General features: G+C 61.5%; 10 protein-coding genes and 7 pseudogenes. 4 read left to right on the top strand and 13 right to left on the bottom strand.

The genetic code is table 11. The features are described from left to right. Positions 1-94: 94 nt before the first annotated feature. The 4 genes and pseudogenes from ACVWYI_RS38640 to ACVWYI_RS38625 all read right to left on the bottom strand — a co-directional run bounded on the left by ACVWYI_RS38640 (position 95) and on the right by ACVWYI_RS38625 (position 2,838). Positions 95-598 (bottom strand): hypothetical protein, encoded by a 504-nt coding sequence (locus tag ACVWYI_RS38640; protein WP_456664798.1) that lies wholly within the window; start codon positions 596-598, stop codon positions 95-97. Between the two features lie 66 nt (positions 599-664). Next, on the bottom strand, positions 665-1,474 hold the full coding sequence (phnC, locus tag ACVWYI_RS38635; protein WP_456664797.1) for a phosphonate ABC transporter ATP-binding protein: 810 nt from the start codon (positions 1,472-1,474) through the stop codon (positions 665-667). A gap of 52 nt (positions 1,475-1,526) precedes the next feature. Beyond that, positions 1,527-2,162, bottom strand: a pseudogene (locus tag ACVWYI_RS38630) (thiamine pyrophosphate-binding protein); the annotation flags it as partial. 310 nt (positions 2,163-2,472) lie between these two features. After that, the gene (locus ACVWYI_RS38625) at positions 2,473-2,838 is read right to left on the bottom strand and encodes a phasin family protein (protein WP_456664837.1); all 366 of its coding nucleotides are present in this window, start codon (positions 2,836-2,838) and stop codon (positions 2,473-2,475) included. Between the two features lie 639 nt (positions 2,839-3,477). Between ACVWYI_RS38625 and ACVWYI_RS38620 the strand changes: the two are divergent. Both ACVWYI_RS38620 and ACVWYI_RS38615 read left to right on the top strand, forming a co-directional pair. Further along, positions 3,478-3,870 (top strand): annotated as a pseudogene (locus tag ACVWYI_RS38620) (transposase); the annotation flags it as partial. Then, a complete protein-coding gene (locus ACVWYI_RS38615) occupies positions 3,801-4,334 on the top strand; it encodes a transposase (protein ID WP_456664796.1) in 534 nt (177 codons plus the stop codon). The pseudogene ACVWYI_RS38620 and the gene ACVWYI_RS38615, both read left to right, overlap by 70 nt. Before the next feature lie 391 nt (positions 4,335-4,725). Here the strand turns inward: ACVWYI_RS38615 and nifT are convergent, their stop codons facing one another. From nifT to ACVWYI_RS38595, 4 genes are read right to left on the bottom strand one after another with little or no spacing between them, the layout of a single operon-like run. Beyond that, positions 4,726-4,947 (bottom strand): putative nitrogen fixation protein NifT, encoded by a 222-nt coding sequence (nifT, locus tag ACVWYI_RS38610; RefSeq protein WP_018457694.1) that lies wholly within the window; start codon positions 4,945-4,947, stop codon positions 4,726-4,728. Beyond that, the gene (nifS, locus tag ACVWYI_RS38605; protein ID WP_456664795.1) at positions 4,944-6,137 is read right to left on the bottom strand and encodes a cysteine desulfurase NifS; all 1,194 of its coding nucleotides are present in this window, start codon (positions 6,135-6,137) and stop codon (positions 4,944-4,946) included. The genes nifT and nifS overlap by 4 nt, the downstream gene beginning before the upstream one ends. 18 nt (positions 6,138-6,155) lie before the next feature. Then, positions 6,156-6,449, bottom strand: a complete 294-nt coding sequence (locus tag ACVWYI_RS38600; RefSeq protein ID WP_456664794.1) for a NifU family protein — start codon at positions 6,447-6,449, stop codon at positions 6,156-6,158. A 36-nt stretch (positions 6,450-6,485) separates the two neighbouring features. Continuing rightward, on the bottom strand, positions 6,486-6,806 hold the full coding sequence (locus ACVWYI_RS38595) for an iron-sulfur cluster assembly accessory protein (protein ID WP_247457912.1): 321 nt from the start codon (positions 6,804-6,806) through the stop codon (positions 6,486-6,488). 326 nt (positions 6,807-7,132) lie between these two features. On the opposite strand from ACVWYI_RS38595, the gene ACVWYI_RS38590 reads away from it, so the two are divergent. After that, positions 7,133-7,723, top strand: coding sequence for a hypothetical protein (locus tag ACVWYI_RS38590; RefSeq protein WP_456664793.1), 591 nt, complete (start codon positions 7,133-7,135; stop codon positions 7,721-7,723). Between the two features lie 1,486 nt (positions 7,724-9,209). Here ACVWYI_RS38590 and ACVWYI_RS38585 read toward each other — a convergent pair. From ACVWYI_RS38585 to ACVWYI_RS38570, 4 pseudogenes are all read right to left on the bottom strand, one after another. Beyond that, positions 9,210-9,636 (bottom strand): annotated as a pseudogene (locus tag ACVWYI_RS38585) (cytochrome P450); the annotation flags it as partial. Positions 9,637-9,790: 154 nt separating this feature from the next. Continuing rightward, a pseudogene (locus ACVWYI_RS38580) lies at positions 9,791-10,285 on the bottom strand (SDR family oxidoreductase); the annotation flags it as partial. 28 nt (positions 10,286-10,313) lie between these two features. Then, a pseudogene (locus ACVWYI_RS38575) lies at positions 10,314-10,469 on the bottom strand (ferredoxin); the annotation flags it as partial. Position 10,470: 1 nt separating this feature from the next. Then, positions 10,471-11,733, bottom strand: a pseudogene (locus tag ACVWYI_RS38570) (cytochrome P450). Between the two features lie 368 nt (positions 11,734-12,101). Between ACVWYI_RS38570 and ACVWYI_RS38565 the strand changes: the two are divergent. After that, a pseudogene (locus tag ACVWYI_RS38565) lies at positions 12,102-12,853 on the top strand (IS5 family transposase). 884 nt (positions 12,854-13,737) lie between these two features. Here ACVWYI_RS38565 and fdxB read toward each other — a convergent pair. After that, entirely contained in the window at positions 13,738-14,022 is a 285-nt protein-coding gene (gene fdxB, locus ACVWYI_RS38560; protein WP_247457916.1) for a ferredoxin III, nif-specific, read from the bottom strand. Positions 14,023-14,032 lie beyond the last annotated feature (10 nt).

Below are 14,032 nucleotides of genomic sequence, written 5' to 3'. Positions count from 1 at the left end.
CGCCGGTCGTCTGCTCTAATGTGCACTACCGATTGTGCGGGCGCCATTCATGTAGGCGCCGGCACTCGGAGAGAGCACTCAAATGTCAACGAGTTCACGACTTACTGGCGTCCTCCGCACAGTCCTTCTTACACGGATTGATAAAGAACGACTGAGCTTCAAATGAGATTCTGCCGTTGCTAGCGGCCGTACTGAACGCAGCGATGCAGGCGCGGCGTCCCGCACCCTCCATGCCAGGTTGCGCATTCAGGCGATCAACATAATTCTGCACATTCACGTTACAGGTCATCGAGGGTTGCCCGTTCAGAGTGTGACCCTCGGCATTCCAGGCCCCCGTCAGGTCTGATTTCGCCTCGCAGTTCGGTTGTCTGACCGTGATGTGCAGCTCGGTCGTTTCGTTGAAGGTGAGATGAATGTCGGGATTTTTCTGCGTCAACTCGCAGACCCAATGGTTACCCATGCCGAGTCCCTTGCAGAGTCCGGAGTTGGCAGCGCTGCCGTAAAGCGTGAGCGCATCGCAAATCGGCGCAACGGCGGAGGCCGAAGTCGTGAACGCGAGCGCGGCGGCGCCGGCGAGGATGAGTCTGCGAGTGATCATGGTACCCTCTTCATCGGTTGGGGTCGGTTGACGCAAAAAATTGGGCAACTACAGGTATGCCGCGGCTCAGGCGGCCGCAGCCGTTCCGAGCGCCGGCACGCCCTCGGGCACCGGCACAGGCATTCCGCCCATGACGTCGGTGGCTTCGAGATCGTAGAGCTCGCGCGCGAAGTGGTCGGTCAACTCGGCCGGCGCGCCGTCGAACACCACGCGACCCTGCGCCATGCCGATCAGACGGTCGCAATAGCTGCGCGCCAGATCGAGCGAATGCAGGTTGCAGAGTACGGTGATGCCGAAATGCTTGTTGATGCGCAGCAGCGCATCCATCACGATCTTGGTGTTGCGCGGGTCGAGCGAGGCGATCGGCTCGTCGGCGAGGATGATGTCGGGCTGCTGCACCAGCGCGCGGGCGATCGCGACACGCTGCTGCTGGCCGCCGGAGAGCTGGTCGGCACGCTGGGCGGCGAGCGAGGCGATATCGAACTGCTCGAGCGCCGACATCGCCAGCGCCTTGTCGTGCTCGGGCCAGGTCTGCGTCAACGAGCGCCATGCCGGCATCGTTGCGAGGCGCCCCATCAGGACATTGGTGAGGACGTCGGGCCGGCCGACCAGGTTGAACTGCTGGAAGATCATTGCCGATCGCGCCCGCCACTGCCGCAGCTCCTTGCCGCGCGGCGCCGTTACGTCGATGCCGTCGAATTGGATGCGGCCCTGCGTCGGTGTCACCAGGCGGTTGATGGTCCGCAGCAAGGTCGACTTGCCGGCGCCGGAGCGCCCGATCACACCGACGAAGCCGCCGGGGGAGATTTGAAACGAAGCGTCGTCCACCGCGGCTTTTGCGCCGAAGCGGCACGTCAGACCTTCAACGACCAGCATGCAGGGCTCCAGAGTAGCTGGAGGCCACCGCTAACGCTGGCGCTTGACAGTAGGTCGAACGCGGGCGGCTGGCCGCGGCCCCGGCCATGATCAGGGGCCGTTTCGCCGCCAGGATGATCTCGGCCGCGCGATCGAGGGCCGCGGGGTGCGCGACCGGGATTTCGATCGGATGGATCGGCACCGCCTCGACCTCGGCACGGGCGATGTCCTCGGGCAACTCGAGCAGGACCGAGCCCGGCCGCTCCTCCATCGCGATGCGGAAGGCATCGCGCAACAGCGTCGGGATGCTTGGCGCGCTGACGATCTGACGCGCCAGCTTGGTCAGCGGCTTCAACGACCCGACCAGGTCGACGATCTGGAAGCGGGCCTGCCGGCTGCTCATGATCGCCTTCTGCCCGGTGATCATCACCATCGGCATCGCGCCGAGATGTGCATGGGCCGCGCCGGTCGAGAAGTTCAGCGTGCCAGGACCCAACGTCGAGAAACACACGCCTGGCCGCCCCGTCAGCCGCCCGTGCGTCGCCGCCATGAACGCCGCCGCCTGTTCATGACGGGTCACGACCAACTGGATCTTTGAAGTGCGGAGCGACTCGACGAAGTCGAGATTTTCGTCGCCCGGCACGCCAAAGATGCGGTCAACGCCTTCATGCTCCAAGGCAGCGACCAAAAGATCAGAACCCTTCACCATCTATCTACTCCCTATTGTCGATCGCCTCGTCCGCTTGGTTATGCGGCGCTTGATTGCAGCGCTCGCAAACTCCGACGTCGAGACCTCCCCGCCGAGATTGGCGGTCCGCACGTTGTCGACCTGCAACGTCTGCTCGATCGCGGTCCGTAGCTTAATTGCGAGATCGTTAGCTCACGAACTGGCGCAGCACGTATAGCCCTCAGCCGCGGAGCGGATCGGGCAACCTGCGCCGCTGTTATCGGCCCCGCCGCCCTCAGCACGAGATTCAGTAAGTCGCGTGCCAAGCAAGCGCTGTCGCGCCCGAACCCCGCTAGGCAGCAGGCCAGTGAGTGTTTTTGGCCATGCGCTTTGCGGTCTCATCGACCTTCGACATGATGCCGACCACCCGGCGGTTGCTCTCCACCAGACCCTGAACAGTTTCACGCAAGAATTCACTCTGCAGGACCGCGATCTCTGTGGGAGTTCGACAGGCCCAGAACTTCTTTATGCACGTCATCGTAATTTCCATTTGATGCCGAACGAACGCGCAATACTCTCGAGACATCTCGCTTGTCGCTTGAGTAACGGCGCTTGTGCATTGTAGCGTAGCCGCAGCGTTACCCGCCGACCGTTCGGTAGCCTGTAGGAGGCCGCTCCACAAGCCGGGGAGCGCGAACTGATCGGTAGAGCGGCCCATTGCGGCTGCCGTCATCTCCGATCTGACCCGCATGGCGTCTTGGAACGCCTCCGCATTTTGCCGGAGCAGTTCGGGACCGATGCGATTCATCTCCTGGCCAGCCTCAACCGCCATTTCCCAGATGTGCTTTATCTGCTCGGCCGCACTTTCGCCGGGTACGTCGAACTGCTTCGTCGACGGGCTCGGCGGTGTGGCTAGACCTGTTGTCGTGATCGTGCGTTGCCATGTTTATAGCCTCCAACTATTTCGGCTTGGGCCGACTTCTGTTCATCGCCCATCTCGATCCCACCATTACTCGGGTGCGGCGCTCCGCTTCCGGCGTGAATGACGGACTTAGCTATAGCAAATGCCATGCCAGCTCGCGGATCGCAAAGATCTAACGACAATCCAACGAGTTAAGAGAACCCCAACTAACAATGGCAATCAACAGCGCCGCTGATTTCGAACAATACATCAGGAATGCGACAGCGCGCCTTTGCAGCGTTGCGGCGCGAGGGTTAAAGAGGACGAGGAGCGAACTCGCAGCAGTTGATGTAGACGGCGAAATGCTCGACCGTCGCGAGTAGCTCGCCCGGCTCTTGCCAGTCTGGCCACGACGTCGGCAAGCTCGCGTACCAGACGCCTTAGGCCTCGTGCGGAGTGGCGCGGCAATACACTGGTTCGGCAGGGAAGATCACGAACTGCCAGATCGGCGTCTTCGCTACCTACGTTTCGCGTCATGGTCATGCGTTCATCGATTGCGCGTTGTATCTTCCGAAGGAATGGACCGACGATCCAGATCGTCTGGAAGACGCATACGTGCCTGCCGATGTCGGCTTTGCGACCAAACCAAAGCTTGCGACGAGAATGATCGCACGTGCGATAGCCGCGTCTGTACCATTCAAGTGGGTCGCCGGTGATACGGTCTACGGTGTTGGCGACATCGAACAGCAACTACGTCGGGCAGGCAAAGCAAAGGCTACGTGCTTGGGGTCAGCAGCGCTCATGTGTTTCGATCCTGGGGCAAGCGACCGCCGGTCGCCGGTACGGCCGCGGACCTCGCCCGGACGCAGCGCCCGTCCGACTGGAAGCGCTTGTCGGCGGGAGCCGGAACCCAAGGACCGCGGCTGCATGACTGGTGTTATCTCGAATTGGCCGACCTCGAGGCCGAGCAGTTCAACAGCGCAAATGATGGTTTATGGACGCGCGGTCTACTGATCCGTCGTCGCATCGCCGATGATGACCTCGCCTTCTTCACCACCTGGTGCCCAGCGGGAACATCAATTGAAACGTTGGTCGCGGTCGAAGGCCATCGATGGGCGATCGAGGACAGCTTTGAAACCGCGAAAAACGAGTTCGGGCTGGATCACAACGAGAGCAGATCCTGGCATGGCTGGCACCGTCATGTGTCCTTGGTGATGCTGGCCTTCGCCATGATGGCCGCGATCCGACAGCGCGCTAATCCGCCACCGCCCAAAAAAACGAAACCTCGCCACCCGGCAAAAGCCAAAGCATAACCACGCCGCCGCTGATCCGTTGGTCAATCCAGGAAATCCGCCGCATTGCCATCAGACTTGCTCGAAAGCGTATTCAACCCGCACGCATCATCGCATGGTCTTTCTGGCGCAGAGCTCATCAGGCTGCCGCTCAACGCGCTCATGTCAAATCAAAAAGACAACTGTAATGCTAGGCCGAGTATTGCGTTTGGCACCATGCGTCGGCGCCATCTTGGTTCCCAAGAACGCTTCGACCGCTTCCGGACTCATCGGCACGTTGGGCTGAACCTTCGATCACGCCAAGCCAAAGCCAGGGAATGATGTGGCCTTCCTCGCAAAGGCCGGACCGCTGCGCCAAGAACAGCTTCCGCATCCGCTGGTTTGGCGAGGTTCTGTGGAGTCGCAGCATTCATCATTCGGTTGCTTCGCCGCCGCGCTTCCTGGCATTGATAGTAATTGGAAGGATGGTGTCACTCGCCATCGCGGGTAGGTCGAGCACCCACCCGTTCGCGATTCTGATCCAACCACCCCACAGCGTCTCGTGCTCACATTCGACAATCGACTCCTCAAGATCCTTCTTGGGCACATAAATCGAAAGCCCCGTCTCGGGCGAACGGCGAATCATGACCTTCATAGGAGCTCCGCAAGTTGTGAGCTCTCACCCGCGCGCTCCTGACACGCACGCCACAAGGCTCTCTGTTTGGCATTGATGTCCGCCAGGACTTGCAGGACACGATCGATCTCATCCGGCGCCGTCTCGTGCGACAGCGAGAAGCGAACCGCACCGCGCAAAAAGGCCGGTGGTACTCTCATCGCGCGCAGGACATGGGACGGCTCCATGGAGCCGGACGCGCAGGCGGAACCGAGCGAGACGGCAATTCCGTTGTGGTTCAGGTGGTCGACGATGGCCTCTGCTTCGAGATGCTCGAATGCGATGTTGGACGTATTTGGCAAGCGGTTCTTGATATCACCAAGCACGATGCAACAGCCGAGAGCGAGAATGCCTTGCTCCAGCCGGTCGCGAAGCACGCCAATCTGCATCTGCTCTTCTATGAGGCCTGCCGCAGCGAGTTCCGCCGCCTTGCCGAGCCCAATAATGCCCGGAACGTTTTGGGTGCCAGCGCGGCGATGCCGCTCCTGTGCGCCGCCGAAGATCAGCGGTCGGAATTTGATGTCCTTGCGCACATACAGCGCGCCGATTCCCTTCGGACCATAAACCTTATGGCCGGAGAGCGACAGCATGTCGATGTCCGTAGTCTTCAGGTCAATCGGAATCCGCCCGACCGCCTGGACCGCATCGGTGTGAAAGAGCGCGCCGACTGAGCGCGCCATCTTGGCGAGGGATCTCACCGGAAATATCGTCCCGGTCTCATTATTGGCCCACATGACCGAGGCGATTGACGTGCGCCTCGACAATGCGTTGCGATAAGCCTCGATGTTCAATCGGCCGCTTGCATCGACCGGAATGACATGGGTATTGATTCCTCGTCGGCCCAGCTCCTCGGCAAGGGACAGCACGGCTGGATGCTCAACGGCCGTAGTGACGATCTCGTCGCGTCCTTCCTGCACGGCGAGCGCGGACAGGATCGCGGTGTTGTCGGATTCAGTTGCCCCCGAGGTGAAGACGATCTCGTGATCGAATGCCGCGCCAACGAGGGCCTGCAGCTTCCGGCGCGCTTGTTTCAATGCGGGCGCAACCTCAATGCCGAATGCATGCCCGGACGACGGATTGCCGAATTGCCCAGCGAAGAACGGCAGCATTGCCGCGACCACCAAAGGATGTGCACGGGTCGTCGCGTTGTTATCCAGGTAGATCGGCCGCACGGATTGTCCGCTCTGCACTTAAGGCCCCACTTTGGCAGCTCCGGGGAGCGGGATCAGGCGGACGAACTCGCCGAGCCGCTCGACCTGGCGCGCCTGAATGGCCGCGAGCGTCGCTCCCGCAAGCTTGCATAACATGCAGGCGTCGGTGAGCCTGAACATGAGCTTGTTGCCTTCGATTTCGACGAGCTCACAATCGCCACGATCACGCCTGAGGCTTGGCCGAACGTCATCGAGCACGGCGCGGATAATCCGCTCGCGATCGGAAGCCTCTGCATTCGAAGACTGCTTCGTTCGTTCAGCCTTCAGGCCCATGTTCGATGCTCCTTTTGCGAATGGTCCGAAGGCCGCTCAGCTGAACGATTTGCCGCAGGAGCAGCTCGATTTGGCATTTGGGTTATCGAAGCGGAACCCTGATCCTTCGAGCGACACCACGAAATCGATCGTGGTGCCGTTGAGATGCGCCCGGCTCGCGTTGTCGACGAAGACTTTGATCCCGTCTTGCTCGAACACGGGTTCATCGGAGACCGGCTCATGAGCAAGACCCATTCTGTATGTGAACCCTTGGCAACCGCCGCCTTCGACCATGACCCGCAAACCGCCTGCCGGCTGGGTTGTCGAGGAGATTGCGGCCTTCAGTGCGTTGATGGCGCTATCCGTTAGGTTGATCATTTCTGGCTCGCTCTCAGTTTCTGTCGCGAGGCACAATTCGCAAATCCCATGCCAGTCCGGATGCAGCTGAAATCGATTGGTTTTGCAGGCGGCGACCATACGATTTGCGACCTGTCGGCTTTGAGACAGGCGGTTTTCCGGCGTCCCGACCTCATCCGGCCGAGACCTCGTGATGGTGCCAGCACGTATTCATGCACATTGCGCCGAGCCGCCGCTTACGCTGTGCGTCGCTACAGACATAGGCGCATGGCAAACAACTTGCACAAGGTTGGCGGACATGCCGCATTGGGCCTGCATGTACACTACAGATTGATGAGGAGCCTTCCATGACGTCGATCGACAAAACCGCTCTTGGCCATTTGGACAAGGAGGGACGATTGCTGAATGCGGTGCTTAAGACCGAGACAACGAAGTCGGGGCGATTTGGATTTCGGGGCGACATCGCGCTGAAGTTCCAAGCCCAGCTCGCCGACGAAAAACGACCGCCGGACTATTCCATCGAACAAGTTCTTGCAATCGCGCAGGAAGGCGAACCGACCATCCCAGTCCTTGCCGGATATCTGCACTCCTTCGCCTATCTACCTCAGGCCGCAAAGGTTCTGGATGGCAGGCTGAGCCCCAAAGGCAGCTATTTCATGTTCTGCAACAACATTGATCTGCTCGCGAAATACCGCACCAAGATAGGCGACATCACCTTCCGCATTCTGCCTTGCGACGAATCAACTGTGTGGAAGGAGATGATGGACCTCGCCGGCGTCGACAAGAATGACATCCAGAAGCTCGGTGCGGCCGGTAGGCTCGACTACCTGCTCGACGCGGCCAAGGACATCGGTGGATCATACACGGAAGTTTCATACGAGGACGGCCTGGCCAAAATGGAGCCGGTGAAGAACAGAAGCGAAAACCGCCCCGTCTGAGGCATTACCTCAGACCTCTCTCTCGCCAGCTCGACGAGTATGCCGTGAGAGGGTCACTGCGCCCGCTTCGCCGGGACTGGCTCTGACAAATCCTGGTCATGGACTTATCGGCCTACCTTTCGGGAGATCACACGGCCACTCTGCTAGTCGTGTGTTGGCCAAGAGCACTGTCGTTGCACTGAGGGGTGGCTGGCCGCGACCGTCCGCCTGACTGCATCCATGAGGGATCCGGAGAATCCAATGCTCATCGGTTGATGATCGCGGTTACATTTCGGAGGGCGGATCGCCGATGTATGGTTCGGCTTTGGCGCTGTGCTCCAGGCCTTTGCCAGCCTGCGTGGCGCAGAGATGTCGCGGCGTTCGATGCTCGCCAGCCGAAGTTATCGACGAGCTGCGCCCATGAATGATGGAAACCGACCCGGCCAAGCGGTAGCTGAGCAGAGTTGGCCGCACGTCTTCAATGTTGAGAGAACGAACCGAAGCTACGCAGAATGCCGCAACTGAATCTGTCCTAGGAAGTTGCTCCAGGTCGCGGATCGCGCTGCCGACCCGCCCATGCCACAGACGCCACTTCACAGCTCTGATGTCCCTGCCGATGGTTGGGAGCGCTCAAAGGGGCCTGACCGGGATCGTACGATGCGATCGGCGATCTGCTGTATGCGCTGGATCTCCATGGCAATATGAAACCAGTCGATGATGTGGGTCGTTGGTTTCGGCATGGCGCCGGGCAGCCGCTTTAGGATTTCGGCCCCGTCCGAGATTACCGTCACATCCCCAAAGCCGCGATATCCGACTTCCTGGAGAGGGCGAAGAGCACGATCACGGATTGCCTGATGATCGGTGCTGCCGGTTAAGAAATAGCGACTGCCCCTTTCTCCCGTCCTCCGCGGGCGCATCTGGCCACGACGAGCTCGCAATTTCGCGCCGAATGTTGATCATCGCTACGAAGGTGCGCCGTATCGATGCTGATGACCAACTCTTTGCGCCGAGCTCCGGGAAGCTGCATCTCAAGCTGGCATCGGTCATCCGTTTGGGACCTCGCACGCCAGTGTCCTGCATGACCTGGTCGTTGAGCCGCTTGCCGATCCTGATGGTACGTTGTCCGTCGCATGCGTCTCAGTCGGTTCAGTGGGCAGGAAATCGGGCATCACCTTCGGCGCCTGCCGGTAGGGCAGCATGCTTCCTAGCCGCGCCGGCAGTTCCATAAGCTCCGGTGTCGCTCGATCGCCCCTGGATGGCATTCCGGCACAGCATCCATCGCGGATTGCGAACCTCAACGGTGCAGAAGACGGTTCGGATCCGGCGTGTCGTGTAGTGCTTGACCGGTCGGAACGTTTGGCAATCCGGGCAAACCCGGCGAAGAAGGGCATACGTCTCCGCCTCATGATTCACAACCGCGTTCTGCAGCTGATCTTCTTGCCATCGCCGATCGACAAGCCGATGTCGCCATCGAACAGGCTCTCCCAGCTCTTGTCTATGCGGACCTCCTTCCGGCATGCACCCGCGCCCGGATGACGGGCACGAACAGATCGCCGATGCCGGCCTGGGTCAGCCCCTTGGGCAGGAACGCCGCCTTGATCGCATCGCGCGCCCGCCGGTGCGCGCCGCCGTCCTGGGTAACCAACGTTCCGCCAAGCAATTCGGGCGCGATCTCTTCGATCAGCGCCGAGGACACGTCCTTGTGCCGGAGCAGTGCAAACGCATCCGGATCCACGCAGGTCATCAGGTGTCCGGCAGGGCCGAACTCCAGCCAGAAGTGGCTGCCCAGCGTCCGTTCCGCGCGCCGCAGCAGGCGCGGCAGGTCGCAGACGATGGCGGGAAGATGCCCGACCAGGGGGAAAGCGCCGCGCACGGAGCGGGATGTCGTGCCGCAGCCGGTGCCGACGGTCCAGCGGGTTGAGCAGCATGTCCATCAGCAGCGCGGCGCCGCGGCCGCTTCGGCGGCGTGCCTGCAGGCCGCGCCGCGCGGCTGTTGCGACCGTCGGCGTACGTCGGCACATGCGCCAGCATGCCGCCGTCGATGCACACGACCTGGCCGGTGATGAACGCAGCATCGTCGTAGAGCAGGAATGCCACCAGCGCGGCCACGTCCCTTGGGGCAGCCGACGCGCGGCAGGAGCTGGTGCCGGCGCAGATGCCGTTGCATGCACTCGTCCAGATGGCGAGGAGACGCTCGGTCATGACGAGACCCGGCGCAATCGCCTTGCAGCGGATCTGCGCATGACCGTACTGGGTGGCGAGCGAGGCCGACAGCATTTTCATCCCCGCCCTTCGACGCGGCGTAGGACGTCTGCGCGGTGTCACCGCTGAGCGCCTGGCACGACCACTTGTTGACGATCGCGCCACCGCCGCGAGCGATATGGCCTGCCGGCAGCAGAGCAGCGTGCCGCGCAGATTGGTCGCCATGGTCTGATCCGAGACCGCCAGGTCCAGGTCGAGGATCGCGCGGTGGCGCGGGGTCAGATGCATGTCGCTCGCGTTGTTCACCAGGTCAACCCCACCGACGTGCCGCTCCGCCGTCTCGAGCAGCGCTGCCACCGACTGCGCGTCGGCGATGTCCATGGCCAGGGCCAGCCGCGTGGCCCGCTTCGGCCGCGAGCCGCACGGCCGCGTGCGGCGCCTGCGGGACCCTCGCCACGCACACTTCGGCCACGCCGTCCGGTTCGCGCTGTCGAAAGTTGCCCGGCAGCGTCAGCACGCACTGCCCGCTGGTTGCGCACAGATCCTGGTCGATCACGACGCGCATCTCAGCCCCCCTGCGCATGCAGCAGCACCGGCAGCGCGCGGAACGTCCTAAGGAACTCGGAGGGCTCCCGGGTCGGCGGCTTAGCCAATGCCAGCGTGGGGAAGCGCGCCTGGATCCGCGGCAGGCTCTCGGCCAACTGCACCCTGGCCAGTTGCGCACCGACGCAGCAGCGGATGCCGTGCCGAAGCTCAGCATGATCTTCCCGTCCGTCGACATGCCAGGACTGGTGCCGTAGAACCGCGCGGGATCGAAGCGGTCGGGATCGGCGAAGGCGTCCGGGTCGCGATTGCCGGCCGCGATCAGCACGGGCACGTCCGTGTTCTTCGGGATCACCACGCCGCCCAATTCGATGTCGCGCCGGGCGATACGCATAGTGGTGCTGAACATGACGGGCGAATCGCGGCGCAGGACTTCTTCGACCAATGCCTTCACCCCCACGGCGTCTCCCTGAAGCCAGTGCCGCTGTTCGGGATACCCCAGCATCGCCAAGACCGCATGGTCGATGGTCGCAGCAGTGGTTGAGAAGCCGCCCAGCAGCATGCCCCAAAGCATGCTGATCAACTCCGCATCCGACAGCGTGTCGGCATCGTGGTCGTGTGCGCCGACCAGCATCGACACGATGTCGTGGCGGGGATCGGTGCGCTTACGCTGTATAGAGGTCGCCGAAGTAGGCCTGCACCCTGGCGCTGGCCGCGTCCGCCGCGGCGAGCTGGGGGTCGCTGGCGTGCGGGCCCAGGCCTCTCAGAATGGGGGCGATGACGGCGGCGAGCCCGAACATGTCGTCCTGGGGCATGCCGAACAGGTTCGGCCAAGACCAGCATGGGCAAGGCCAGCGCGAATTCCCGATGCAGGTCCACCGGCTTCCCACGCTCCAGCGCGGGCGCCATGCCGTCGGGGCGCGCTGCGACGATGCGCGCGATGCTCGGCCGCAGGTTCTCGATCTGGCGCATGGTGAAATCGCGCGAGATCAGCCGGCGCAGACGCATATGCGCCGGTGGGTCCTTCATCGCTAGTGTAGACGCCAGCAGATTGAGTGACAGGCTGGTCGCCGCACGCGGAAAATAGCGCACCAGTTCGCCCGGCGCCGGCGCCCGAAACGCATCGCCCGTGGCCTTGAGCGCCCAGTAGATGTCGGCGTGGCGGCTCAACAGAAAGAGGCCCGACGCCGCGCGATGCACCGGATCGTGCTCGCGCAACCACCGCGCTGGCGACGCCAGTTCGGCGAAGGCGTCCGGCATGCTGCCGTGGTTTCTTGCACGTCCATCTTGCTTACCTGTTGGCTGGCTGATCTGTCCGGCGCGCGCCAGGCGCCCGGGCAAATTGCGGAGTACATCGGGGCGATTTCGCCGAGGCCCCCTTCCCATAGAATGCTGTCTGATGCGGGTTTGACATTTTGATTTTCTTTCTTCGTTCCATCGATCGCGGTGTCATCCACGAAATGAAGGTCGGTCGGCGGCTCCCGGCTCGCAACGAAGGAGTGTCAAAACTCGTGCCAATTTGGCCGACCCAACAGAAGAAAAAGATTGTGATTGCTTTTCAGCGGATTAACTGAGGCCAGACAAGAGCTCGGCGGACTAGGGTCTGTTGGGATTCAGGATTCTCATCGGGGCTTGGTTGTGATTCAAGCTTGGGATGGACCGATTCGTTTTGACTGACGCCCAATGGGCGAAGATGGAGCCGCATTGTCTTGGCAAGCCGGGAGATCCGGGCCGCAGCGGCAAGGACAACCGACTGTTTGTCGAGGCCGTTCTGTGGATCGCCCGAACCGGCAGTCCCTGGCGGGATCTGCCGGCGATGTTCGGCCACTGGAATAGCACATTCACGCGCTTTCGCGACTGGGTGAAGGCGGATGTCTGGAAGCGGCTGTTCGAGGCCATCTCCGACGATCCCGACATGGAATACGCCATGGTCGACGCCACCATCGTCAAGGTCCACCGCCACGGTCAGGGCGCAAAAGGGGGACGCAAAGCCAGGCGATCGGCCGCTCGAAAGGCGGCATGACCACCAAAATTCTGGCGCTCACCGATGCGCTCGGCAATCTCGTGCGCTTCGTGCTCCTGCCGGGACAGCGTTTCGATACGGTGGGCGTGCCGCCACTCATCGAGGGATTGGCCTTCAACGCGCTGATCGCTGATAAGGCCTTCGATAGCAACGCCATCATCGCCGAACTCGAAGCGCGTGGCGCCAAAGTCGTCATCTCCCAGCATCCGCGCCGTGCACAGCCTCTCGCCATCGACAAGGAGATGTACAAATGGCGGCATCTCATCGAGAACTTCTTCGGCAAGCTCAAGGAATTCAAGCGCATCGCAATGCGCGCCGACAAGACCGACCAGAGCTTCACTTCAATGATCTATCTGGCCGCGGCCGCGATAAACTCCAGATGAATCCCAACAGACCCTAGGCCGGTGTCGCGGACCAACAAAGGCGACAGAACAGTGTCGGATAGTCGTCAGACGCCAGACTGGCGACACCTTCTTTATCAGTTCTCCTGAATGCCGATTCCAGTTGCTTAAATATATCCGGCCCTCTGGCAAGTGGACTGCTGTTGCAGCCAGGCCATGATGAGATCCGCGCACACGCGTTCCCAATAAAGGGTTGGGGCACGAAGCCCGCCTTTTTTGCACAGGGCTTATGGTATGCTGATCCACCGTTCGTCATCACTATTCGCAAGCCTTGCAATCGAGCCAGAAGCGTCAGGTAAACGCGGGATCTCTGCGTTCGTCGCCAGAACAGCATCTGCTCGAAGCGCTAACAACGACAGTGCTCCAGATCGACTTCACGTCGGTTGTCATGAACGGGATACTAGCATTCTTGCTCTTCGGGGGAGCGCTCCACGTCGATCTCGCAATTGGTAAGCCGCGCCGTACCCGTAATCGAGCTTGCCACCTTCACCTCGCTCACGTCGACGTTTATCGTTGGCTTTCTATTCTGGCAGGCCGCTGGTCTCCTTGCTTAGTCGCTGCCGCTGTCCTGGGCGCTGGTGTTTGGCGCTCTCATCAGCCTGACCGATCCGGTGGCGGTCATAGGTGCGCTCAAAATGTAAAGGCAGCTGAAAGTCTCGAGGTCGACAAGCAGGGCGACTCACTCTTCAATGACGGTGTCGGCATTGTCGTTTTCACGATCCTGCTGGCCTTCGCCGCGGGGGCCCATGCGAGGTCGCGGCCGATTCGGCAACTGCCGGCTTCACGTTAGAACAAGTCGGATCTGGGCGTTCCCTACCAGCTTGTATCTGACAACTCACCCGTCGATCTCGTCGGAGAAAGCTAAATCAACCAGGTAGTGTGTGGGTCTGACAGTTTGTTGGGCACACCCGGGCGCAGGCGCTGCAGCCGATGCAAGCGCCTTCGTCCTTCAGCACCATGACCTTCTTTTCGAGCTCATCGTCGTCCGCGTCGAGGTCGATGATCTCGCCACCCTCGCTTAGCCCCTTCAGCGTCATGACCTCACGGCCGCAGATCTTGTAGCAGCGGCCGCAGCCGATGCACTTGTTGAGATCGATAGAAACCAGGTAGTCCGGCCTCCAATTGCGACCGTCGCGGGTCCTGAATGACATGGCTAACCGT

Source organism: Bradyrhizobium sp. LB13.1, assembly GCF_054056815.1.
This window is presented reverse-complemented; position numbering and strand designations above follow the sequence as displayed.